The 21,703-nt window shown below is 60.8% G+C and carries 22 protein-coding genes and 2 pseudogenes; 6 read left to right on the top strand and 18 right to left on the bottom strand.

Annotated elements, in window-relative coordinates; genetic code table 11:
* Nucleotides 1–286: 286 nt before the first annotated feature.
* Together LGH82_RS05305 and LGH82_RS05300 are read right to left on the bottom strand one after the other, a co-directional pair.
* Nucleotides 287–730, bottom strand: a complete 444-nt coding sequence (locus LGH82_RS05305) for a DUF3775 domain-containing protein (RefSeq protein WP_227349490.1) — start codon at nucleotides 728–730, stop codon at nucleotides 287–289.
* On the bottom strand, nucleotides 730–1,593 hold the full coding sequence (locus LGH82_RS05300) for a DNA-binding protein (protein ID WP_227349489.1): 864 nt from the start codon (nucleotides 1,591–1,593) through the stop codon (nucleotides 730–732). The genes LGH82_RS05305 and LGH82_RS05300 overlap by 1 nt, the downstream gene beginning before the upstream one ends.
* 163 nt (nucleotides 1,594–1,756) lie before the next feature.
* Here LGH82_RS05300 and LGH82_RS05295 point away from each other — a divergent pair, with 163 nt between their 5' ends.
* Complete coding sequence (locus LGH82_RS05295) at nucleotides 1,757–2,737, top strand: ribose-phosphate diphosphokinase (protein ID WP_227347583.1); 981 nt, start codon at nucleotides 1,757–1,759, stop codon at nucleotides 2,735–2,737.
* Here the strand turns inward: LGH82_RS05295 and LGH82_RS05290 are convergent.
* The 6 genes from LGH82_RS05290 to LGH82_RS05265 form a co-directional block, all read right to left on the bottom strand.
* The gene (locus LGH82_RS05290) at nucleotides 2,682–3,635 is read right to left on the bottom strand and encodes a hypothetical protein (RefSeq protein WP_227347582.1); all 954 of its coding nucleotides are present in this window, start codon (nucleotides 3,633–3,635) and stop codon (nucleotides 2,682–2,684) included. The two genes, LGH82_RS05295 and LGH82_RS05290, sit on opposite strands and share 56 nt — an antisense overlap.
* 287 nt (nucleotides 3,636–3,922) lie before the next feature.
* Nucleotides 3,923–4,744 (bottom strand): universal stress protein, encoded by an 822-nt coding sequence (locus tag LGH82_RS05285; RefSeq protein WP_227347581.1) that lies wholly within the window; start codon nucleotides 4,742–4,744, stop codon nucleotides 3,923–3,925.
* Between the two features lie 165 nt (nucleotides 4,745–4,909).
* Nucleotides 4,910–5,623, bottom strand: a complete 714-nt coding sequence (locus LGH82_RS05280) for an ABC transporter ATP-binding protein (protein ID WP_227347580.1) — start codon at nucleotides 5,621–5,623, stop codon at nucleotides 4,910–4,912.
* On the bottom strand, nucleotides 5,616–6,842 hold the full coding sequence (locus LGH82_RS05275) for an ABC transporter permease (RefSeq protein ID WP_227347579.1): 1,227 nt from the start codon (nucleotides 6,840–6,842) through the stop codon (nucleotides 5,616–5,618). The genes LGH82_RS05280 and LGH82_RS05275 overlap by 8 nt, the downstream gene beginning before the upstream one ends.
* Nucleotides 6,839–8,059 carry an efflux RND transporter periplasmic adaptor subunit gene (locus LGH82_RS05270; RefSeq protein ID WP_413771461.1) on the bottom strand — a complete coding sequence of 407 codons (1,221 nt, stop codon included), beginning with the start codon at nucleotides 8,057–8,059 and terminating at the stop codon, nucleotides 6,839–6,841. Before LGH82_RS05270 ends, LGH82_RS05275 begins: the two co-directional genes overlap by 4 nt.
* 156 nt (nucleotides 8,060–8,215) lie before the next feature.
* On the bottom strand, nucleotides 8,216–8,923 hold the full coding sequence (locus LGH82_RS05265) for a CBS domain-containing protein (RefSeq protein WP_227347577.1): 708 nt from the start codon (nucleotides 8,921–8,923) through the stop codon (nucleotides 8,216–8,218).
* A 188-nt stretch (nucleotides 8,924–9,111) separates the two neighbouring features.
* On the opposite strand from LGH82_RS05265, the gene ftsH reads away from it, so the two are divergent.
* The 5 genes from ftsH to LGH82_RS05240 all read left to right on the top strand — a co-directional run bounded on the left by ftsH (nucleotide 9,112) and on the right by LGH82_RS05240 (nucleotide 13,672).
* Nucleotides 9,112–10,986, top strand: a complete 1,875-nt coding sequence (gene ftsH, locus LGH82_RS05260; RefSeq protein WP_227347576.1) for an ATP-dependent zinc metalloprotease FtsH — start codon at nucleotides 9,112–9,114, stop codon at nucleotides 10,984–10,986.
* Nucleotides 10,983–11,501 carry a pyridoxamine 5'-phosphate oxidase family protein gene (locus tag LGH82_RS05255; protein ID WP_227347575.1) on the top strand — a complete coding sequence of 173 codons (519 nt, stop codon included), beginning with the start codon at nucleotides 10,983–10,985 and terminating at the stop codon, nucleotides 11,499–11,501. The genes ftsH and LGH82_RS05255 overlap by 4 nt, the downstream gene beginning before the upstream one ends.
* Before the next feature lie 262 nt (nucleotides 11,502–11,763).
* Nucleotides 11,764–12,315 (top strand): nitroreductase family protein, encoded by a 552-nt coding sequence (locus tag LGH82_RS05250; RefSeq protein WP_227347574.1) that lies wholly within the window; start codon nucleotides 11,764–11,766, stop codon nucleotides 12,313–12,315.
* A 153-nt stretch (nucleotides 12,316–12,468) separates the two neighbouring features.
* Entirely contained in the window at nucleotides 12,469–13,116 is a 648-nt protein-coding gene (locus LGH82_RS05245; RefSeq protein ID WP_227347573.1) for a BON domain-containing protein, read from the top strand.
* A 151-nt stretch (nucleotides 13,117–13,267) separates the two neighbouring features.
* Nucleotides 13,268–13,672, top strand: coding sequence for a host attachment family protein (locus tag LGH82_RS05240; protein WP_227347572.1), 405 nt, complete (start codon nucleotides 13,268–13,270; stop codon nucleotides 13,670–13,672).
* A gap of 184 nt (nucleotides 13,673–13,856) precedes the next feature.
* Here the strand turns inward: LGH82_RS05240 and LGH82_RS05235 are convergent, their stop codons facing one another.
* The 10 genes and pseudogenes from LGH82_RS05235 to arcC form a co-directional block, all read right to left on the bottom strand.
* The gene (locus LGH82_RS05235) at nucleotides 13,857–14,072 is read right to left on the bottom strand and encodes a hypothetical protein (protein WP_227347571.1); all 216 of its coding nucleotides are present in this window, start codon (nucleotides 14,070–14,072) and stop codon (nucleotides 13,857–13,859) included.
* Nucleotides 14,073–14,152: 80 nt separating this feature from the next.
* Nucleotides 14,153–14,380 (bottom strand): ChaB family protein, encoded by a 228-nt coding sequence (locus LGH82_RS05230; RefSeq protein WP_227347570.1) that lies wholly within the window; start codon nucleotides 14,378–14,380, stop codon nucleotides 14,153–14,155.
* A gap of 88 nt (nucleotides 14,381–14,468) precedes the next feature.
* Nucleotides 14,469–15,266: a universal stress protein gene (locus LGH82_RS05225; RefSeq protein ID WP_227347569.1), complete on the bottom strand. Its 798-nt coding sequence runs from the start codon at nucleotides 15,264–15,266 to the stop codon at nucleotides 14,469–14,471.
* Nucleotides 15,267–15,369: 103 nt separating this feature from the next.
* Nucleotides 15,370–15,900, bottom strand: a complete 531-nt coding sequence (locus tag LGH82_RS05220; protein ID WP_227347568.1) for a flavin reductase family protein — start codon at nucleotides 15,898–15,900, stop codon at nucleotides 15,370–15,372.
* Between the two features lie 46 nt (nucleotides 15,901–15,946).
* Nucleotides 15,947–17,569: a chaperonin GroEL gene (groL, locus tag LGH82_RS05215; RefSeq protein WP_227347567.1), complete on the bottom strand. Its 1,623-nt coding sequence runs from the start codon at nucleotides 17,567–17,569 to the stop codon at nucleotides 15,947–15,949.
* Between the two features lie 133 nt (nucleotides 17,570–17,702).
* Nucleotides 17,703–18,173: a host attachment protein gene (locus LGH82_RS05210; RefSeq protein WP_413771425.1), complete on the bottom strand. Its 471-nt coding sequence runs from the start codon at nucleotides 18,171–18,173 to the stop codon at nucleotides 17,703–17,705.
* A 123-nt stretch (nucleotides 18,174–18,296) separates the two neighbouring features.
* A pseudogene (locus LGH82_RS05205) lies at nucleotides 18,297–18,935 on the bottom strand (MFS transporter); the annotation flags it as partial.
* Nucleotides 18,936–18,947: 12 nt separating this feature from the next.
* A protein-coding gene (locus LGH82_RS05200) for an IS630 family transposase (RefSeq protein WP_227343924.1) occupies nucleotides 18,948–19,896 on the bottom strand; the annotation gives its coding sequence in 2 pieces (ribosomal slippage) (nucleotides 18,948–19,554 and nucleotides 19,553–19,896; 951 coding nt in all).
* Nucleotides 19,897–19,988: 92 nt separating this feature from the next.
* Nucleotides 19,989–20,645 (bottom strand): annotated as a pseudogene (locus LGH82_RS05195) (MFS transporter); the annotation flags it as partial.
* Nucleotides 20,646–20,760: 115 nt separating this feature from the next.
* A complete protein-coding gene (gene arcC / locus LGH82_RS05190; RefSeq protein ID WP_227347565.1) occupies nucleotides 20,761–21,702 on the bottom strand; it encodes a carbamate kinase in 942 nt (313 codons plus the stop codon).
* Nucleotide 21,703 lies beyond the last annotated feature (1 nt).

The following is a 21,703-nucleotide window of genomic DNA, read 5'->3' as shown; positions in this document are numbered from 1 at the left end:
GCCGGAGGTCAGCGGACCCGCTTGCCAGATGTCGTCACCGAACTGGTCCATTGCTTCGCGAATCCGCGGTTTTGCCGCTGTCCATCGCGCCCGCGTCGCCAAATTTTGCTCGACCTGGCAAGAACAGCATCAAAGCCGTTGCAAAGGGGAGGCTCATTGATTGGGGTCAATGGCGACAGAAAAATGTCTTCCGCTGGAGCCTTGATAGAGATGGGCGACCATCAAGAGATTGCACGGCGGCGACATTGAAAAGCCGTCTGTCAGCACGCGCAGGGCACTGCAATGACTAAAAGTGCTCGCGCTCAAATTCGACGCAGGAGTAGCCGAGAGTCGAAAGACCATCGGCGAGATGGTCTGCGAGCAGCGGCGTTCCACAGAGATAGTCGGCCGTATGCTCATTGTGCGCGTCCGTCGCCTGCTGGCGGACACTTTGCCATTCGTCGGCGGATTGATCGTCGCGACCCAGCCACATCAGGGCGACCAGGTCGATTTGTGCGTCGACGGAATGGTCGGAAATCAGCGACTGCAGTTCTTCGAGGACGGGGTCGTCGGCATGATCCTCAAGGATCGCGGCAGAACGATCATCGGACGGATTGGAGGCGGGGCTGGGTTCGGTGACCGGATCCTTGGCGTCGAACTCGCGCGCCTTCATGATGATGAAGGATACGGTTTCGAGCGGAACTTTAAGTTCCGTCTCGCCGTCGCCAATCCTGCCCGCTGCTCTTTCCATCATACCGGTTCCTTCAGTTGCTGTTCGTCTTCCCGTCCCCGGACGACGCGCTTGCCTGCCATCGGCCCCCTTGTTTCGGTGACGACAGTGCATCGTCCCTCCGGTTGGCCGTCGGCCTGGAAGTAGATCACCACCCATTCGCTCGTTTTTGCCAGTTCGTGTGCCAGCCTGGTGTTCGAGAAGAACGCGGTGAAATGCCAGTTGTCATGTCGCGCATGCAGGACCGGCAGCCAGGCCTCGCCCTTCGGATTGAAGCGCTTCGGCGCAATTTTGCGAAGCACTCCGGCTGCCGCCTTTTCGCGATAAATGCGATCGACATCGAGCAACATCGACACTGGCGGCAAAGATTGAGGTTGATAGGCCGTTCTCAGTCGAGCCCTGCCGAGCCGCTCGGCGAGGGCTGCTCCCAGCATCTCCTTGCGCCTGTGACCGATGCCCTTGATATGAAGAGCGCCGCTACGGAGCGCGTTCTCGAGGTCTTCGAGGGTTTCGAGCTGCCCGTCCTCGGCGAGGCTGTGCGCGTATCGTGGTCCGATCCCGGGGATCGACCGAAACAGCGCCTCCGGTTCCATATCGCCGCGCAGCCGTTCCAGTTGGGACCAGCGCCCGGTTGCAACCATCTCGGCAATCGCGCCGGCCAGGCCTGTTCCGATGGCCGGGAAGGCGATGAGGCCGTCGCGTCCCTCCTTTGCCAGGATCTCGCCCAAGGGCCGTTCCAGCCTGGAAACGACATCCGCCGCCCTTCTGTAGGCGCGTGCGCGGAAACCGTCGGCGCCTTGGCTGTCGAGGAGATCGGCAAAATCGTGGAATTTCCCTGCCACCCCGATGTTTTCGAGGAGTGGTTTCGTCGCCAATGTCGTCATTGGCTTGACGCCTGGTTTTGGCGGCGTGGTTTGAAGCGGCTCCAGCATGGCTTTCCCCAGCGCAGGCGTTGAAGATTGTCGATTGGTTTTCCTACGCCATCCGACAGTCGGCATCCTTGACGCGCATCAATCCATCAATGCTCGAAACTGGATAGAAGAAACCATGCGCTTCTTCGCACTCAATGGCTCGGAACAACTCGGCGCGGCAGCGGCGCGGGCGCTTTCGATCGAACTCGATCCGCATGAAGAGCGAGATTTCGAGGATGGGGAGCATAAGGCGCGCCCGCTGGTCAGCGTGCGCGGCAGGGATGTCTATGTGCTGCACAGCCTTGGTGGAAATGGCGGCGTGTCCGCCAACGACAAGCTGTGCAAACTCCTGTTCTTCCTGGCAACGTGCCAGGAGAACGGCGCCGCGCGAGTAACAGCGGTCGTTCCCTACCTGGCCTATGCGCGCAAGGACCGGCAGACCAAGGCGCGTGACCCCGTCACCACGCGCTATGTCGCGCAACTCTTCGAAGCAATGGGCACCGATCGGATTGTCACCCTCGACATCCATAATTTCGCGGCCTTCCAGAATGCCTTTCGGTGCGAGAGCATCCATCTCGATACACGAAAGCTCTTTGCTCCGCTGATAGCCAGATTGGCCGGCGATCTTTCGATCACCATTTTTTCACCCGACAGCGGCGGCGTAAAGCGCGCGCAATTGCTCAAGGAGGCCCTGGAGGCGGAAATCGGGAAGCAAATCGGATTCGGCTTCATGGAAAAGCGTCGCAGTCGGAACGTGGTTTCGGGCGAACTGTTCGCTGGCGACGTGGCCGACAATGCCGTTTTCATTGTCGATGATCTAATCAGCACGGGTGGCACCATGCTGCGCGCGGCACTTGCCTGTCGTGAACGCGGCGCCCGGACCATTCATGCGATCGCCACGCACGGATTGTTTGGCAAGGGTGCCGACGTGCTGTTCGGCAGTCAGGCCATAGACCGCATCATCGTCACTGACAGCGTGGACTCGGCGGCACTCGCCAAAGCTCGGCACCCGCAAGCGCCCTTGGACATTCTGCCGATCGGTCGCCTGATCGGCAAGGCCATCAGGCGTCTCCACACACAGGGGTCGATTTCCGACCTGATCGGGATCGAAGACTGAAAATCTCGCGCTCCGCCTGCCTGATGTAGCGGATCGCCTGCGGGCGCCATTTTTCCGGATGGCGGATTGGCGTCTCGAGGAGATGCGCGACACCGAGACGAGCCTTCAGCAATGCCCGGAAACCGCCATAGAGCGCCAGCAACTCGGCATCGGGGCGGTCCGGCAGCCGACACTCCAGCGCCTTGATCAGCAGCAGCCGGATCCATGGCGCGCCCAGCATCTCGCATTCCAGGCCGAGATAGTTGATCTCGTCATAGGGATCGATGATGCGCATCGAGCGGTTGAATTCGAGACAGTCGATGATCTGGGGCGGCTGGCAAAGGCAGACGTGTTCGGGGCGCAGGTCGCCATGCCCTTCGACGATCGCGCCCCGAAGAATGCGCGCTTCGATCCGGGGCTTCAATTGCTGCAGCAGACCGTCCACCATGTCCAGCGCGCCCGAGGCGATATCCGCCAACGCGAATTCGGGCCGGAGCAGGATGGCGCGGTTGATGCGCTGCTCTCCCGTGAGGTGACGCAGATAGGCGCCGCCGTCAATTTCCGCCGGACATTGCGCATAAAAGGCCGCCAGCGTGTTGGCGACGTCGTCGATTTCCGCCGCGGTCAGGCGACCGCCACCACCGATGCGCTCGTCCAGCATGTCGCCTTGCGGCAGGCGCTTCATTTCGACCAGCCAGTCGACGACGCGGCCCTCGCCTCCAAGCGTGAAACGGCCCGATGCGTCACGCCGAAGGGGAAGAAGCCGCCGATAGGTTTCGGCGGCGAGGCGAGCGTTCAGCCGCAATTCTTCGCCGCAGTAGAAGTGCCGCTTCGCGATCGTGCCGAAGTCGAGGAACGCATGCCTGACCGGCTTCTTGAGTTTGTAGACCAGTTCGTCCGTGAGGAAGACCCAGGACATATGCGTCTCGCGGATATCCACATGTGTCGTCCGACTCCCGTACGTCGCCGGATCGCTGAGAAAGCGCACCTTCGCCGCCAAGTCCGTAATTTTCCGCAGTCTTGCCATCGCCGGTACAATGATGGCCAGCGGGGAGCGTCACCTTGATGCGCGTCAAGGACGGGGCCGCTAGACGTGCCGGGTGTCCGCATCGAGGACCACATTTCGATCATAGTGGTCCAGCTATCTGCCGCTGCGTCCCACGGGCCACCGCTTCCGCGAGGAAGCCTTGCATTCTGCGAAAGAGGTCAGTTCGAAAACAGCCGATTGACCGACCCCTGCTTGAGAAGGGAGCGGGTCATGCCGCCAAAGGCCCATTCACGGATCCGGCTGTGGCCGTAGCCACCCGCGACCACAAGCTCCGCGCCCATTGCACGGGCCAGTTCGGCGACGACTTCGCCGGCGTCCGAAATGCCGGCGGGCAGGATTTCCGACCTTGCCTTGACGCCATGCCTCATCAGGAAGCGGACAACGTCACTGAGACCTTCGCGCGCCGTCCTCAGGTTCTGCTCTTCGACCGTCGCCAGGAGCACATCCTCAGCTCCCGTCAAGAAAGGCATGGCATCAACGATCGCCGGCCGCGCCTCGCGAGCGTCCTTCCACGCCACCAGGACCTTCTTGGGGTTGGGCGGAACGAGATTGTCGGCGGCAAGCAGAACCGGTCGCCCCGCCGACAGCACCAATGTACCGATATCGAGCACGCGATGGTGGTCGCCGGCGCTTCCTGCGGCCGGCGCTCCGGTCACGACGAGATCCGCGGCGCGGGCGTGCGTCGCAAGGAGCTGCGTCGGATCGCCGACCTCCTCGCACCAGGACGCATCGTACCCGACGATGCCCAGGAACTCCTCCTTCAGGACCTTCAGCCGGTCTTCGATCTCCGCCCTGCGCTCCCGCATTATTTTGGCCGCTGCCAGGCCGCCATCGTCGCCAGGAACAAACACATATGCGTCCGCCGCGGCAAAGCCGATCAGTGTCGCTTCAAAACGCCGAGCCAATTCACGGGCGTAGGCCATTCGCGGTGCCGCCGGTGAATCGACGTCAAGCTGAACCATGATGGTGTTGAAGATCATTTTCGTGCCTCCATGTGTGGTGGCAGGATCGCAATGAACCCTGATCTTCGCCTTGATGCTCGTCAAACTTCCTATACATCGACTCGCAGCCGACAGCGCGTCGTCGCCTCTTCGGGATAGTCCGTGGTTGTGACGGTAAGTCGCCGCGCATTCGTGCGTATCCCACTAGCGCGGACAGCGCTTAACCGAACTGGCACGATCCTCGGTAATCCTGCCGTCGACGACCTGGATGATACGGTCGCAACGGCCCGCGAGATCATGATTGTGCGTGACGATCAGGAAGGTCGTGCCACGTTCCGTGTTGAAGCGCCGCATCAGTTCGAAGACGGCATCCGCCGAGACAGTGTCGAGATTGCCAGTCGGCTCATCGGCCAGCACAAGCGACGGATCCATCGCCAGCGAGCGCGCGATGGCTACGCGTTGTTGCTGGCCGCCGGACATGTTCAATGCCCGATTGTTGCGCCGCTTGCCGAGATCGACCCGATCCAGGAGTTCGTCGGCGCGCCGTTCCATCGCGGCGTCCGGCCGGCCACGGTCGACCAGCATCGGCATCATGACATTCTCGCGAGCGGTGAAAGCGGAGATCAGATAGTGGTATTGGAATACGAAGCCGATCGTGTGGCCGCGCAGGCTGGTCAAGGACGCTTCGGACAGTTGCGTCGTGTCCTCGCCCTTGATCGACAGGCGGCCAGAAGTGGGACGATCGAGCAGGCCGATGATGTTGAGCAGCGTGCTCTTGCCCGATCCGGATGGCCCCATCAGCGCCACGAACTCGCCCGGACGTATGGCGACGTCTATGCCGTGCAGCACTTCGGTCTCGACCGGGGTGTCGACATTGTACGATTTGCGAATGCCTTCGAGAGCGAGCAGATCAGCCATGGATGGCATCCACCGGATCAAGGCTCGCGGCGCGCAGCGCCGGCACGATGCCGGCGATCACCCCCGTAATCGTCGCAAGTGCCGCCGAAGATACGAACAGGCTTGGCTCGATGTAGAGCGGGAACAGTTCGGAGCCATCGGCCTGGCGTGCATAGCGATGCCACACCATGAGAGCGGCTGCACCCAGGGCTGATCCCGCAAACGAGCCGACGAAGCCGAGGACGCCGCCCTGGATCAGGAAAACCCTCAGGATCTGCCCGCGTGCGCATCCCATGGCGCGCAGAATGCCGATGTCCTTGGAGCGCTGAAGCACGGATACCACCAGCACCGCTGCAATGCCGAATGCCACCGAGAGGCCGACAAAGATGCGGATGAGGGCGCTGGAGAGGTTCTGCGCGCGGATCGCGGTGAAGAATTGGGCGTTGGTCTTGATCCAGCTGTCGGCCTCGACCGGCAGCGTCCCCTGAATGTCCTGTGCGATGGTCTCCGCCGCATAGACGTCGGTGACGGTGAGATCGATTGTCGTCACGCCGCCAAGCAGCCCAAGAAGGCTTTGAGCCGTCCGCAATGCGACATACGCGTTGCGCTCGTTCGCACCCTTGTTGCCGAGATCGAATATCCCCCTGATCGTCAGGGTTCGGCTGCCGCCCATGGCGGTTGTTATGTTGACTTTGTCACCGATCGTCGCGCCGATATCCTTGGCGAGTTCAAGGCCGACGAGGATGTCGTCGGAGCCAAGGTCTGAATTGCCGGCGACGATATAGTCCGGCACACGCACAATGCGGAAATAGTTGTCAGGCTCCATTCCAAAGATGCCGATGCTGCGGCTGGCGTCGCCGCGCACGGCGAGCGCGGAACCCGACACGGTTGGGGATGCGATCACCACATCCGGCCGCGCCCGCATCGTGGCGAGGATCGTTTGCCACTGATCGATGGAGAGGGTGCGTTGCGTCGGTTGCTGGACGATTGCCTCTTCGATTACCCCATCATGCCATCTCAGCAGCCGGGCGATCTCTTGTGGTGCCAGGAGCTGGATCTGCGGCTGCGAGGTGAGCACGCGGTTGGTGAAGTTGGTCTGGACGCTGGTCAGCATGGCCGACATGAACACGATCACACCGACGCCGATGGCGATGCCGCTGAGGATGAACCCCGACTGCATCCGTCCTTCGGCGAGGAACCGGAGTGCCGCAATCCACGCAAATGACAGCCAGGGCTTCATGATGCCACCGGCCTGATACGCTGGCCGGCCCTGACGCCGGCGGCGACAGGAACGACGAAATCTCCCTGCGAAAGCCCATCCAGGATCTCTACCCGGTCATTCGTACGCAGGCCGGTCCGAACCGGCTGCTCGCGCGGCCGCCCCTCGCGGACGACGAGAACCCAAGGCGAAGCTGATGTGGGGTCATGCACCACCCGCGCCGGAACGATCAAGGTCGATGCGCGCTTGTCGATCTCGACATCCAAGGAGACGGTCATGTCCTGGCGCAGATAGGACGGCGGGGCTGTTGCGGTGAGTTTCACCTCCACCGATGCGCGTGTGATGTCAACCGAGGGGTTGATGTAGGACACCTTGGCGTTGAAACGTTGGTCGGGATAGGCGTCCGCCGAAACCAATGCGTCCTGTCCCAACCGAAGCAACCCCAGGTTCTTCTCATCGACCTGAAGCACCAGTTGGATATCGCCGGCAGGCGCGAGGACGAGGAGAATATTTCCGGGCTGAACCACGGAACCTCGCTCGACATTGCGGGTGATGAGGGTTCCATCTCGTGGCGCGATGATCGTGGCATAGCCAAGGCGCGCTTGCGCGGTGATCACATTTGCCCGTGCTTGATTGAGCTGGGTCTGTGCCATCACGTAGTCGCTGCCGCCTGGCTGCGCGATATAGACACCGAGCTCGGCCGTGCGGACTTGGGTGCGGGCGACATCCAAGTCCCTGGTGGCCGCGTCGAGCGTCTCCCGAGTGCCGAAACCTGTCTTTGAAAGCTGGTCCGCTCTTTGGTAGGCAGCCTGGGCATTGACCAGCGTTGCCTGCGCCTGTTTCAGGGCCTCCTGCGCTGCGGGCAGGGTGAACTCGCGCATCTGACTCATCCGCGCCTCCGCCTGGGCGGCCGCGCCTTGTGCTTCGACGACGGCTGACTTCAATTCGCTGGACACGAGGGCAATAAGCGGCTGACCCTGCTTGACCGTCTGCCCTTCATCGACGAGCACATCCTCAACTGTGCCGGTGAACTGGCTTCCGATATTGACGCGGTAGGGTGTCTCGACGTGTCCGCTTGCCACGACGGTTCTTACGAGATCGCCACGGATCACCGGATAGACGATGACTTCAGGACCGACCAGCCAGCGCGCAAGCGCCAGGGCGAGGGCGACTGCCAGCAAGACCAGCCCGCCAAGCAACCATTTGTGGAGCCACATGAAATGTCGGGCAGCTGCCATGCTCCGCTTGCGCGATAAGTCAGGATGAAAATCGGTGTTGATCTGCAGCATGGCGGCCTCGAAGACTGAATCTCCGAATTCATTATCTCGGCGCCGCGCCTGTCACCTTGTGCCAGATCAATCTGGCCTTCGGCGTCGATCGAATTCGATCGAAACTCAAGCAGGTGGATCAACCACCATGCCCGACAGGGGCTCGACCCAGAACAGTTGATCCTTCACGGCCTCTACGCCGGCGACGTTTTCTGCCGCGACAAGAACCGCCTGGCGCTCGCGCTCGTCGAAGATTGCGCCGCTCAGTTCGGCAACCCCTTTATCCACACTGACATGGATCATGCCCGTTCCAGCCCATGGCTGGCCAGCAAGTTCGGCGACGATGTTCTGACGGATCTGTTGGTCGCCCACCGTCGTCGAGTTTCGGGCGGGAAGGGAGCGAAGCAATGCGCGCAGTAGATCGGAGCGTGTGAGGATGCCGACAACTTTTCCGCCATCTACCACCGGGATGCGTTTGACATGATGCCGGATCATCAGTTCAACGACCTCCTCAAGCGAGGCTTTGGGGGATGTCGTGACGACGTTGTCGGACATCACCTCATCGACCCGCCGCCCATTGGCGTGGACATACTCCTCCGCGACACGTCCGGGACTGACGAGAAACTCCAGCCAGCGCGCGCGCTTGCGTTTCGTGCCCAGTTCGCCGCGGCGCAGAAAATCGCCTTCACTGACGATCCCCACCAGCGTGCCATCGTCGCGAATGACGGGAAGGCCGCTAATCTTCCTCGAGAGCATCAGCCCTGCCGCGTCGGCGATCGATGCGGAAGGTTCGATGCCCACGACGGGAGAGGTCATTACCGATGCGGCTTGCATGTTCGTCTCCTTCGAATTCTTCACTTCGGCCTGATCCTTGTCGCTGTGGAACCGAGACAGGCATGGAATAGCTGCCTCGTTTCTACTCTCGTCGCCGACGCACGCTTTGACCGGCGTCAATGCGTGACCTCGATCGAGATGGAAGGCTGCGTTTTCGACTTCGCAAATCCGGATCGAGTGGGCGAACGATGGACAACAAGCAAAAATTCAACATCGGCTACGTCATGGCCGCGCTCCTGATCATCGGGCTGTTTCAGTTCTGGTTCGCCTACCGCGATACCGCGCAGCTTTCCTACAGCGACGTGATGCACCTCACGCAGGAGGGCAAGATAGCGTCCGTCACACTGACCGAGACCATGATCGAGGGGGCGTTCAAGGAGCCGCAAGACGGCAAGACGATGTTCGTGGCCAATCGCGTCGACCCGGCCGCAGTCGCAGTTTTCGAGAAGGCCGGCGTCAAGATCACCGGTGCTTCCGACAGCAACTGGTTGACGACATTTCTCTCGTGGATAGTGCCCGCCCTGATCTTCGCCGGCATCTGGATGTTCTTCTTCCGCGGGATCGCCGAGAGGCAAGGCATGGGCGGGCTGATCAACATCGGCAAGTCAAAAGCCAAGGTCCATCTTGTGCGCGATACCGGCGTGACCTTCGATGACGTGGCCGGCGCGGACGAAGCCAAGACCGAGCTGCAGGAGATTGTCTCCTTCCTGAAGGACAAGGAAAAATACGGTCGGTTGGGTGCCAGAATTCCCAAGGGCATCCTCTTGGTCGGCCCTCCCGGCACCGGCAAGACGCTGATGGCCCGAGCGGTTGCCGGCGAGGCCGGAGTGCCGTTTTTCTCGATTTCGGGATCCGAGTTCGTCGAAATGTTCGTTGGTGTCGGCGCGGCACGCGTGCGCGATCTTTTCCAGCAGGCACAACTGGCGGCACCCTGCATCATCTTTATCGACGAGCTTGATGCGCTTGGTCGCGCGCGCAGCCCCTTTGCGGCGTATAGCGGCGGCGATGAAAAGGAACAGACGCTTAACCAACTGCTGGCTGAGCTGGATGGCTTTGATCCACGCGTCGGCATCGTGCTTTTGGCAGCGACCAACCGTCCGGAAATACTTGATCCGGCTTTGATGCGTGCCGGTCGCTTCGACCGTCAGGTTGTCATGGATCGACCCGACCGCAAGGGGCGGGAGGCGATCCTGGCGGTGCACATCAGAAAGATTTCGGTAGCGCCGAGCCTCAAGATTGAAGAGGTCGCTAGCCTGACGCCAGGGTTTACGGGCGCCGATCTCGCCAATCTGGTCAACGAGGCGGCGATCTTCGCTACCCGGCGAGGTGGTGACACAGTGACAATCGAGGATTTCACCAATGCGGTCGAGCGCATCGTCGCCGGCTCTGAACGCAAGAGCAGGCTGCTGAAGCCGGAGGATCGCGAGCGGGTCGCCTATCACGAAATGGGCCATGCGCTGGCCGCGTCGTCGCTCGCCAAGACCGATCCTGTGCAGAAAGTGTCGATCATTCCGCGGTCGATAGGCTCTCTGGGCTACACGCTGCAGCGTCCCACGGAAGACCGTTTTCTGATCACCCTTGGCGAATTGAAGGAGCGCATGATCGCGCTGCTTGCCGGCCGCGCTGCCGAGGAGATCATCTACGGGGAGGTTTCCACAGGTGCTGCCGATGATCTGGCCAAGGCGACCGACGTCGCCCGCCAGTGCGTTACACGCTTTGGCATGGACGAGACGGTGGGACTGGCCGTCCTCGAAGAACAGCGCCTGCAATGGCTTGGCGACGGTCCTGGCGGCCCGGCCAAGAGAGACTATTCGGAAGCCACGGCACGGGAAGTCGACCTGGCGGTCCGCGGCATGATCGACAACGCCTCGGCCTCCGCCGAGGAATTGCTCAGGGGAAGGATCGCCGATCTGCGCGCCGGTGCCAAGCTGCTGCTTGAAAGGGAAACGCTGACGCCAGACGACTTTGCGCCGTTGCGGCGAACCGCCGGACAGGTTTCGGCGGCAAAGGCGAAGCGGGCCAAGATGCCGGCCAGTCTTGAACAAACAAGGAGAGTCTCATGAAACACGAGCTTCAGAAGAAGATGATCAACATCCTGGCGCGGTGCATGGACATGACGATTGCAACGACCCGCTCCGACGGCTCGCCCCAGGCGACGGTGGTCTCATTCGTCCACGACGGTCTGCTGCTCTATTTCGGCTGTGGTGCCGGATCGCAGAAGGCAGTCAATATTTCTCGCGATCCACGCGTCTCGGTGGCCATGACTGCGCCGTACGAGAATTGGCTGGAGATCAAGGGACTGTCGATGGCAGCGACCGCCACGGAGGTCGTTGTGCCTTCGGAACTCACCGAGGTTGGTCGCTTGATGGTGCAGCGCTTTCCGCAGATACCGGCTATCCAGCCCGGTGAGGCTACCCCAGTGAAGCTGTTTAAAGTGCGGCCCACGATCATCTCTGTACTCGACTACACCTTGGGTTTTGGTCACACGGATCTTGTCAAAGTCGAGGCCGGCGACATCGCCGAGACACTGGACAGCATGCGACACCATTGGCTTGTGGGCGCTTCCGCCACCTCATGACAGTCGGCTAGTCGCCGACGTGAGTGGTGGTGCTCCGCATCAAGGCCAATGCGACGGTCGGATCCTCCATGTTCAGCAGAACTGACCGCGCTGGCGGACCTGCAGAACATGGTCGCCATGCGGTGTATCCAAAATTGAGCATCAGCATAGACGGTGTCGGGGATCGCCGGATTGATTCAAGGCAAAGCGATCCGCGAAAACACATGCCAGAATACAACGTGATTGAAGCATTCCCTGTAACGGGTGTCCCTGAAGGTGCTCTATGGAACTGATGGAAGCGTTGCGGACGCGGCGAGCGGTCCGTTCCTACACTGACGAGCAGATCGACAACGATCTGATCCGCGAGTTGATCGAAGCTGCCACTTTGGCGCCGAGCGCCATGAACCTTCAGCCATGGGCCTTTGTTGTGGTCAACGGCTCCGCGCGTTTGCAGGGATTGTCGGATGAGGCCAAGCGCTACACCATCGACAATCTGCCCAAAGGGTCACCGCTTGCTGGTCATTTTGCCGACAAGGAGTTCAAGATTTTCCACGATGCACCGGCCCTGATCATGATCTGCGCGAAGAATGAAGAGCGGCAGTCCGACGAGGATTGCTGCCTTGCCGGGCAGAATCTCATGCTGGCGGCTCATGCCCAGGGTCTAGGCACATGCTGGATCGGGTTGTCTCGGCCCTGGCTCAACGCGACGTCAGTGAAGAAGGAGCTTGGTATTCCCCCCGCACTGAGACCGGTTGCCCCCATCATTGTCGGCCGGGTGCAAAAGTTACTGTCTGCGACGCCAAGAGATGAGCCGCTGATCATCTGGGGCCGCTAACTGCCCCAGGTCGGGCAGTTTGGGGTTGCCGGTTTACCGGTTGAGGTTTCCGGTTCGAAAAATCGGCGACTGTTGAGCCAGATCAATGAGCCGCTACGCAGAGGATGCTTCGTTTTAGTGGGGTGCTAAACCCCAAACAAAAGGAGACGGATCATGATGGATTTAACGCTGCGTCAGAACATTCTCGACGAGTTGGAGTTCGAGCCGAGCATTGATGCCGCCCACATCGGCGTCGCTGCGGAAGATGGCATCGTCACCCTTACAGGGCATGTTTCTTCCTACTGGGAAAAGACAACCGCCGAAAATGTCGTCAAGCGCATCAAGGGCGTGAAGGGCATCGCCGAGGAAATCGAAGTCCGGTTGATTGGACAGAAGGGAACCGCCGACGACGAGATCGCCAAGCGAGCGGTCAATGCGGTCACCTGGAATGTCTCCATTCCGAAAGACAAGGTGCAGGTCAAGGTGCAGGATGGCTGGATCACCCTGACCGGCAAGGTTGAATGGCAGTATCAGAAGAACGCCGCGGCCGAGGCCGTGCGCGGGCTGGCAGGCGTTGTCGGCGTGGCCAACCAGATCGAAATCACCCCACGTGCCTCGGGAACCGACATCAAGAAGCGCATCGAGGATGCGCTGAAGCGTGATGCCGAAACCGAGGCACAGGCCATCCGCGTCCAGGTCTCGGACGGGAGGGTAACGCTCGAAGGCAAGGTCAAGGCTTGGTCCGACCGCCAGGCCGCGGAGCGCGCCGCCTGGTCGTCACCGGGTGTGCGGATGGTGGAAGATCGGATCTCGATCATCTGACGGTCCAGTCGCGCCGCGGCAGCCGGATTGGCTGCCGCGGCGATACTGCGCGACGCATCTATACCGCCGAAGTGCATTCGGCGGCGAATATCATGGCCAATGATGGCGAGAGAACGCGTTGGAGTTCGATCCATGTCAAAGGAGAAACAAAATGATTCTGGCTAATGGTACCCTCGTCGCGGTTACAGACGGCGAGAAGCTGCGCCTCTTCCGCAGCAAGGGTCACGAACCTCGGATCGATCTGGTCGAACTGCCCGAGTTGGGGCTGCACGCGCCCAACACCGGCTCGGGCGGACGTCATCGCAGTTCCACTGCCAATCCCGACGACTCTCGCCTGCGGGAAGACGACTTTGCCGCGGCCGTGGCTGAGTATCTCAATCGCGAGGCGCTGACGGAAGCGTTCGAGCACGTAGTGGTGGTCGCCGATCCGCGCACGCTGGGCGAACTGCGCAAGCACTTCCAGGCTTCGCTGAAGGCAAAGCTGGTCGGCGAGGTCGGCAAGGATCTCGCGAAACATTCCGTCGAAGCCATCAAGAACATGTTGGCGGCGGCTTGAGTCCCTCCCAGATCATGACCAGACCTTGCTGATTCCGACGATCGTCGCGAGCCTTTTGCAGCGGCGATCCTGGGCGAATCGGCCAGCATCGCGAGGGCTTCCCGGATGGGGATGTCGCTGGCATGCTAGCCGAGATTGGGAAGGGCACTTCTGCTGCATGCCCGACAAATGGCAGCTGCTACGGCTAGAGTAGCGAGAAATTCGAACCGAGAAAGACAAGAACCTGCCCGGTGATCAGGGGGATTCTCAATAAGGGACCGTCCCTACCGCTGTCCTGGATCGGCGATCCCGCGACATAAGGGTGCGCCTTCAGGATGTCTTTCCAGATCGTCGGAAAGTCCGCTCCCTTGTTCTTCTCCGCGTTGCACGCATTGAGAAGCCTCGCGACGATGTCCGTCATTGAACCCGCATTATCAAAGTATCTAAGTGGCCTGATCGCAAATCCTATAAATGAAGCGGCAGGGATGGCTTTGATTTCGATCAAATTGCACGAGGCTGCTCACAACGGCACCCAGTCGCTCCTTCCTTGCGATAAAGGCGCTTCACGGCAGCCCAGGCTACGCGGTGGGCTATTTCCTCGCGCCCTTCACCTCGGTCGGCATATTCGTCCCAGGCGTTGTTGAAGGCAGCGCGAAAGATTTCCTGGGCATGCAAGGGCAGATGCGCGCTGACGGACGGTGGAAGATCCTTCTCGGTCGCATAGGGCATTGCTATTCTCACTGGCAGCCCCAAGCCGACGCCCGTGGCTGGGATGTGGCTGATGAACACACCATCGGACGTGGCGGGTGGCGGACGATCAGCTTGACATGAAGCGGCAGAGCCGGCTGTCGTCGAGCAGTGAGCGGGTAACGCCGCCGAATACCCATTCCCTAATCCGACTGTGCCCGTAGGCGCCCGACACGATCAGGTCGGCATTGGCGGTGCTCAGGAAGTCGACCAGCTGGGCGCTCTCGTCATCAGCCTTCAGCACTTCACTGCGAGCCGTGATGCCATGCGTGGCCAGGAAGGTCGCGACATCGTTGATGCCGGCCCCGGTCCTGTCGCTGGGCTCGGAATTGACCGTGACCACGATCACCTCGTCTGGCATCGCCATCAGCGGCACGGCGTCAGCAACCGCGCGCCTCGCTTCGCGCGTATCCTTCCAGGCGACCACGATCCTGCCTGACGGCGCATGCTCGGTGCCGCTTGACGCAATCAGCAACGGCCTGCCGGCGCGCAGCACGAAGCTGCCAGGATCGACGGTCCGATAGGAATCTCCGGTGGAAGCCCCTTGAGAGGCGCCGGTGATGATAAGATCCGCGATCCTCGATGTCGCGACCAGGGCGTGGTTGGGGTTGCCGAGCGCATCGCGCCATTCGGTCGCCACTGACCCTGCAACCAGGCTGTCAAACTGCGCGTGCAGGTCCTTGAACCGCTTCTGGATGTCATCCCTCAATTGCTGCCAGACCTCGGCGGCTATCGCGGCACCCTCAGGCGCCATCGTCACCGGCAAGGGTGCATCAGCTGCGCAGAAGCCGATCAGCCGAGCCTCGAAACGCCTGGCAAGATCGACGGCGATCTTTATGATCGGCCCGATTGGACCGTCTATGTCCACATTTGTAGCTCATCGGTGGCGCTCTTCTTTTGTATTGATCGGATGAGCTGAAACTAGACCATGCAAGGCATTGCGCTCCTTGACGCCGATCAAGCGGCCGACCTCAAGGCATATTCGACTCGAAATGGACGATCTCTCCGTCCACCACGAAGGCTCCGTTTCCAACGTGGTGGATGGTCTTCGGCTTTGGCTGCGCCGGATCAACCCAGGCCTTCACGACCTCCAGAACGAAAAGATTGTATTTGTTGACAAGCCGGGTATCGACGACGCGACATTCGAGATTGGCAAAACATTCGGCGACCAGGGGTGCAGCGACACCCTCGGCCAGCAGCGGCGTCAGCCAGATCGTCGCGAACTTGTCCCTGTCCCGGCCTGAGCAATTGCCTATCTCCACGACCTTTTCCGCCAGCCCCACGGCCGGAATCGCGATCACGCACTCCTTGGTGTCGCGCAACGCGGCAAAAGAGAAGTCGCCGCTAGAAACGACACATGCAATCGTCGGCGGGGTGAACTCCACCATCATGTGCCACGACATGGTCATGACATTGGCGCGGCCTCTGGCCCGGGTCGTCAGCAGAACGACAGGACCGGGCTCTATTAGCCGATATACCTCGGCAAGCGGCAGTTCCTTCATTTCCGTACCTCGTTGAACGTCGACATCTGCGGGCGCGACAACACGCCTACATCGTCATCTCCGGCTCGAGCGACCGTTCCTTCTGTGGTTCAGGAATCTCTGTCATGGTTGCTTCGGTGAGCAGCAGAACGCTGGCGACCGAGACTGCGTTCTCAAGCGCGATGCGAACGACCTTGGTCGGGTCGATGATGCCGGCTTCGACCAAGTCGACATATTCCTTCTTTCCGGCATCGAAGCCGAAGTTTCCGGTGCCTTCGATCATCTTGGCAATGACGACGCCGCCGTCGACCGCCGAGTTCTCGGCGATCTGCCGGACCGGCGTTTCGAGTGCCCGCTTAAGAATCTGCACGCCCGTCCGTTCGTCGCCTTCGCAATGCTGCTCCTCGTCCGCAACGGCGGCGATGCAACGCAGCAAGGCAAGACCGCCACCTGGCACGATGCCCTCGGCGACCGCGGCCTTGGTGGCGCTGATGGCATCGTCGAGCGCTTCCTTCTTCGACTTCATCTCGGCCTCGGTCGGAGCACCGACCTTGATGACAGCGACGCCGCCTGCAAGCTTGGCCAGCCGTTCCTGCAGCTTTTCGCGATCGTAGTCGCTCGTCGTATTGTCGATCTCGCGCCGGATCTGTTCGACCCGGCCCTTGATTGCCTTAGCGTCACCGGCGCCGCCGATGATGGTCGTGTTGTCCTTGTCGACGACTATCCGCTTCGCACGACCCAGCTGTTCCATCGTGACGTTTTCCAGTTTGAGCCCGAGGTCTTCGGAGATGACCTGTCCGCCCGTCAGGATGGCGATGTCCTGCAGCATGGCCTTGCGACGATCGCCGAAGCCCGGCGCCTTGACGGCACAATTCTTGAAGGTGCCCCGGATCTGATTGACGATAAGCGTCGCAAGCGCCTCGCCTTCGACCTCCTCGGCTATCGCTAGCAAAGGCGAACCGGACTTCGCCACGGCTTCAAGTAGCTTGATAAGGTCGTTCAGCGAAGCGATCTTCTTTTCCACGATCAGCACGAGCGCGTCTTCCAGGACCGCTTCCATCTTCTCGGGATCGGTCACGAAATACGGCGACAGGAAACCGCGGTCTAACTGCATGCCTTCGACAACGTCGAGAACGGTCTCGGTGGTCTTCGACTCTTCAACCGTGATGACGCCTTCACCGCCGACCTTTTCCATGGCCTCGCCGACCAACTGTCCGATGAGCGGGTCGTTGTGCGCGGAGATCGTCGCCGCTTGCTCCTTCTCGCGCCGCGTCGAGACAGGTCGAGATATCTGCTTGAGCGTCTCAATCGCGCGTTTGGTGGCGCGATCAAGGCCTCGCTTGATGTCGATCGCGCTGGCGCCGGCAACGACATTGCGCACGCCATCGGCGAACATCGCATGAGCCAGAATGGTCGACGTGCTGGTGCCGTCACCAACCATATCCCCGGTTTTCTCGGCAGCCTGCCTGAGCATCCGAGCGCCGAGGTTTTCCTCGGGGTCTTTCAGGTCGAATTCCTTGGCTATGGTCACGCCATCATTGCAGACGATGGGAGCGCCCCATTTCTTTTCGATCAGAACCGACTTCGAGCGCGGTCCGAGCGTTACACGCACAGCATCTGCGAGTTGGGTTGCGCCACGAAGAATTTTTTCGCGCGCAGCGGAACGAAACAATACCTGTTTGTGAGCCATGACGATCTCCGAGCTTCGATGCATCCTAGCTAACAGGCATGCGTTCAGCCGGCTTTGATACGCATCAATCGGGATCCGCAGCCATCTTGACCGGAATCGATGATCGTTTGGTCAAGGCCGCTGGACCGGCTGCTCATTCATCCACGGACAGGTGCTTGATTTCGAGCTTCCGGATCGCATCCCGAAGTTTATGTGTCGGCAGCTTCGTGAAATCTTTGGCTATTTCTGCAGCCGTTGCCTTGCGCAGGCTTTCCGGAAAAGCTTGGCGAAGGTCGCCCAGCATCTGGGGGGCGGCAGCAACGACGAGTTGATCGAAATCTCCGGCGAGATGATGGTTGTGCAGCGTGCCGGCAAGCTTTGCAGCAAAGGCCCGATCCTCCTCGCGCACCGGCTCAGAGTGATACTCCATCGTCGACCGGCAGACTCCCGATGAAGCGAAGCTGCGGCCCGGCTTGTCGGCCATGATCTCGCGCAACTGCCGCCGCGCGGAATGGAACACCAAATCTTCACGTTCGTCGGGCGGTTCCCCTGCGGACAAGACATTGCGCAGAATTCGTGCGCGTGCTTCATCCGCAACCAGGACCCAAATCTTCTGCGGTTTCATGGCAGCCTCGTTCAAATCGCTAATTGCAAACCATACATTGGACAACCAGTTCGGGTTTTGATCCGGGTCAATAAGCGTTGCATTGCGTTCGGTTGGTTTCCATCCGATGCACTCGGCACTGCTTCATTGGTGCGATCGGCGCCCGTGTTTCTTTATGATTGAATTTTGCGACGGCACCGCGCTTTCTTTTGTCTCCGTCCTTCGATCATGTCCTAGGGTCGGTACACGCCACCGAACAAAGCAGAGACCAAGCAGAGCCAGCGCCGTTAAGCCCGCGCCCGCCAGGAAGGTCATCTCCGGGCCAAAAGTGTCCCAGAGTGTGCCTGCCATTACGCTGGCGGCCAGAAGCGCAAGGCCACCAGCCAGGTTGAACATCCCGAAGGCGGTGCCTCTGAGTTCCGGCGGCGCGGTATCAGCGACGAGCGTTGCCAGAAGCCCCTGCGTAAATCCCAGATGCAGGCCCCACAGGGCCACGCCGAGCGCCACAGCGGCAAGGTTTTGAGGGAGCGCCAGAACAAGGTCGGCGGCAATAAGGATCACGAAGCCGAGAATCAGCATGGTCAGGCGATTGACGCGGTCGGAGAGCGCACCTGCCGGATAGGCGGCGAGCGAGTAGACCACATTCATGACCACGAGGACGAGGGGGATAAGAACGATCGGCAAACCCATGCCTTGCGCGCGCAATATGAGAAAGGCTTCGCTGAATCTGGCCAACGTGAACACGGTGGCGACGCAGACAACGAGCCAGAAGGCCGAGCCTAGAGCAGAATCTGATCATTCCGGCTCATATCCTGTTGCGGCGAAGTAGTTGGCGCACTCGGTTGGTGTGAAGCAAGGCAGTGCGGCGCTGATGGTATCCCACAATTCCGCGACGGTTCGTGCGGCGGCTTTGCGTAGAATCGATTTCAGCTTGGAAAAGGCGTTCTCGATCGGGTTGAAGTCGGGGGAATAGGGCGGGAGGAACATCATCCTTGCGCCGGTTGCTTCGATCGCCACACGGGCGGCTGCGCTTTTGTGCGCCGGCAGGTTGTCGAGGATCACGACATCGTCGGGCCGCAGCGTCGGCACGAGAACCTGCTCGACATAGGCGACAAACCATTCGCCAGTCATCGGGCCGTCCAGGACCATTGGCGCGGTCATGCCAGTGAGGCGCAGGGCGCCGGTGAACGTCGTCGTCTTCCAATGGCCATGCGGGATTGGCGATCGGCACCGCATCCCGCGCTTCGTGCGCCCCCGCAGTCGAGCCATCTTTGTCGAGGCTCCGGTCTCGTCGATGAAGACCAGATGCTCGGGATCAAGATCGGGCTGGGCGTCGAACCAGGCGTTTCGTCGCGCCGCCACGTCTGGCCGCTCCTGCTCGCTGGCGTGCGCCGTTTTTTTTGAAGGTCATGGAGTGACGATCGAGAAACCGCCAGATCGTGCTCGTCGCAAACGACGCGCCATGCTCCTGTCGCAGCAACTCGGCGAGTTCGACCAGCGTGATGTCCACCCGCCTCTCGATCGCCGCCAGGATGATGTCGCGATACGCTTCAACGCGGTGGGACCGCCTGTCGCCGCCCTGCGGCTTTGCGCAGGTGGCTCCGGTCTCGCGCCATTCCCGGACCCAACGCACCGAGCTTGCCGCCGCCACGCCAAATCGCGCCGCTGCCGCCCGTCGCGACAGGCCGCCATCAACCGCTGCGACCACCCGAGCCCGCAAATCTTCCGATAAGGATTTCGCCATGCCATGCCGGCCTCCGAATCCAGCAGATATGCTGAATCAGATTTCCAATCCCAACGAAACCCCTATCGATTCTATCCGCTCGGATTTTGCTCTAGGTGGCGCAGTTCAGGCAGGCTCAAGGGAGCGCGCACTTGCCGCAAATCTGCCGGTCGAGCCGGCTCACGGACGGCAATGGCCAGTATCGCAACCGCGAGAAAGCCAGGGAGTACAGCGATCCAGAACACGATCCGAAACTGATTGGAGGTCAGCCACATGAAGCCAATCGCCAGGAGCGGCCCGACAAATGCCCCAACCGTGTCAAGCGACTGACGAAGCCCGAAACTCGCGCCACTCAAGTGAGGTGGAGAAATGTCTGCAATCAGAGCGTCACGGGGTGCATCACGGATGCCCTTGCCGATGCGGTCGACAAAGCGTGCCGCCACCAGCCAGCCGATCGAGGAGGCCAATGGGAACACCGGCTTGGTGACGGCGGCCAAGCCGTAACCGATGACGGCCAGAAACTTGCGCTTTCCCATCCGATCGGACAGCGCACCGGAGAAGACCTTGGTGATCGCGGCCGTCGCTTCGGCAATGCCTTCGATAGTGCCGACCGTCGCCATCGATGCCCCCAAGACGGTGACGAGATAGACCGGCAGCAATGCGTGAATCATCTCCGATGAGACATCCATCGACAGCGAAACGAAGCCAAGTGCCCAAATTCCCGTCGGTAGGTGGGTGGGGGCATCTTCCGACCTGTTGAAATATTGCATATCAACCTCCCCCAACAGTCTGATACTGCCGCGGTATCAGGCACCGACATCCTCGACTATTTTGGCCTCGCCATCGGCGATCCTGGTCTGCGACCCCGTTGGTTGCGGCACCCGCTTAGTCGTGCCGAGAATCGAAGGGTATGACCAAAGCGTTGGCTTCGAATCGTGTGCCGCGCTCACCTCTGACAATTTCCACAGCATCATCGAGCTTGCCGATTGCGGTAGGTTTACCCGTTGCTTCAGTGAACTCGATTGCAGCACTGACCTTCGGCCCCATGGAGCCGGCTGGAAAATTCTGGCCCGATAGATCCTTGGGGGTCATGCGCCGAAGCGCCCGAGCAGTTGCTGTTCCATAGTCGACATAGACGGCGTCGACATCCGTCAACATGAGCAGCATGTCTGCCTTCAACTGGCGAGCAAGCAGCGAGCTTGCCAGATCCTTGTCGATGACTGCTTCCACGCCGCAAAGACTGCCGTCGTTCCGGGCTACCACCGGAACACCGCCGCCGCCGGTGCAGATGACAATCACGGCGCGCTCGACCAGAAACGAGATCACTGAAGCTTCCAGGATTACCAGCGGCGCTGGCGAAGGCACGACGCGGCGCCATTTGTCACCGTCAGGCGCGATCTGCCAGCCGCGCTCGCTGGCAAGCCTGCGTGCTGTTGCCTCATCGTAGACGGGGCCGATAGGCTTTGTCGGGTGAGCGAAAGCCGGATCTTGTGGATCCACCTTCACCTGTGTCAGCAGGGTCGCGAAAAGCCTCTCTTTGAGGAGGTTGCCGAGTTCCTGCTCGATCACATAGCCGATCATGCCGGCGCTCTCGGCGCCAAGCACGTCCAGCGGAAATGTGCCGCCGTCCGAAGTGGCCGCTGCCTGCAGGGCCAGCAGTCCCACCTGCGGTCCGTTGCCGTGCGTGATCACAATCGAATGCCCTTCGCTGACGAGTTTGGCTAGCACGGATGCAGCGCGCACGATGTTGGCGCGCTGGTTCCCGGCCGTCATCGGTTCTCCGCGACGCAGCAATGCGTTTCCGCCGAGCGCAACGACGATAAGCATC

It is taken from the genome of Mesorhizobium sp. PAMC28654 (genome assembly GCF_020616515.1).
In the GTDB taxonomy this organism is placed as follows: Bacteria; Pseudomonadota; Alphaproteobacteria; order Rhizobiales; family Rhizobiaceae; genus Mesorhizobium.
The sequence above is the reverse complement of the archived record's forward strand: the minus strand, read 5'-3'. Positions and strand labels throughout refer to the sequence as shown.

Bases quoted from the DNA above. Each gene is read 5' to 3' on its own strand.
- LGH82_RS05280 (WP_227347580.1), bottom strand. From the start codon at position 5,623: ATGGCTGATCTGCTCGCTCTCGAAGGCATTCGCAAATCGTACAATGTC.
- ftsH (WP_227347576.1), top strand. From the start codon at position 9,112: ATGGACAACAAGCAAAAATTCAACATCGGCTACGTCATGGCCGCGCTC.
- LGH82_RS05290 (WP_227347582.1), bottom strand. From the start codon at position 3,635: ATGTCCTGGGTCTTCCTCACGGACGAACTGGTCTACAAACTCAAGAAG.
- LGH82_RS05220 (WP_227347568.1), bottom strand. From the start codon at position 15,900: ATGAAGGAACTGCCGCTTGCCGAGGTATATCGGCTAATAGAGCCCGGT.
- arcC (WP_227347565.1), bottom strand. From the start codon at position 21,702: ATGCTTATCGTCGTTGCGCTCGGCGGAAACGCATTGCTGCGTCGCGGA.
- LGH82_RS05255 (WP_227347575.1), top strand. From the start codon at position 10,983: ATGAAACACGAGCTTCAGAAGAAGATGATCAACATCCTGGCGCGGTGC.
- LGH82_RS05295 (WP_227347583.1), top strand. From the start codon at position 1,757: ATGCGCTTCTTCGCACTCAATGGCTCGGAACAACTCGGCGCGGCAGCG.
- LGH82_RS05305 (WP_227349490.1), bottom strand. From the start codon at position 730: ATGGAAAGAGCAGCGGGCAGGATTGGCGACGGCGAGACGGAACTTAAA.
- LGH82_RS05210 (WP_413771425.1), bottom strand. From the start codon at position 18,173: ATGAAACCGCAGAAGATTTGGGTCCTGGTTGCGGATGAAGCACGCGCA.
- LGH82_RS05265 (WP_227347577.1), bottom strand. From the start codon at position 8,923: ATGCAAGCCGCATCGGTAATGACCTCTCCCGTCGTGGGCATCGAACCT.
- LGH82_RS05300 (WP_227349489.1), bottom strand. From the start codon at position 1,593: ATGACGACATTGGCGACGAAACCACTCCTCGAAAACATCGGGGTGGCA.
- groL (WP_227347567.1), bottom strand. From the start codon at position 17,569: ATGGCTCACAAACAGGTATTGTTTCGTTCCGCTGCGCGCGAAAAAATT.
- LGH82_RS05275 (WP_227347579.1), bottom strand. From the start codon at position 6,842: ATGAAGCCCTGGCTGTCATTTGCGTGGATTGCGGCACTCCGGTTCCTC.
- LGH82_RS05270 (WP_413771461.1), bottom strand. From the start codon at position 8,059: ATGGCAGCTGCCCGACATTTCATGTGGCTCCACAAATGGTTGCTTGGC.
- LGH82_RS05245 (WP_227347573.1), top strand. From the start codon at position 12,469: ATGATGGATTTAACGCTGCGTCAGAACATTCTCGACGAGTTGGAGTTC.
- LGH82_RS05235 (WP_227347571.1), bottom strand. From the start codon at position 14,072: ATGACGGACATCGTCGCGAGGCTTCTCAATGCGTGCAACGCGGAGAAG.
- LGH82_RS05230 (WP_227347570.1), bottom strand. From the start codon at position 14,380: ATGCCCTATGCGACCGAGAAGGATCTTCCACCGTCCGTCAGCGCGCAT.
- LGH82_RS05285 (WP_227347581.1), bottom strand. From the start codon at position 4,744: ATGATCTTCAACACCATCATGGTTCAGCTTGACGTCGATTCACCGGCG.
- LGH82_RS05240 (WP_227347572.1), top strand. From the start codon at position 13,268: ATGATTCTGGCTAATGGTACCCTCGTCGCGGTTACAGACGGCGAGAAG.
- LGH82_RS05250 (WP_227347574.1), top strand. From the start codon at position 11,764: ATGGAACTGATGGAAGCGTTGCGGACGCGGCGAGCGGTCCGTTCCTAC.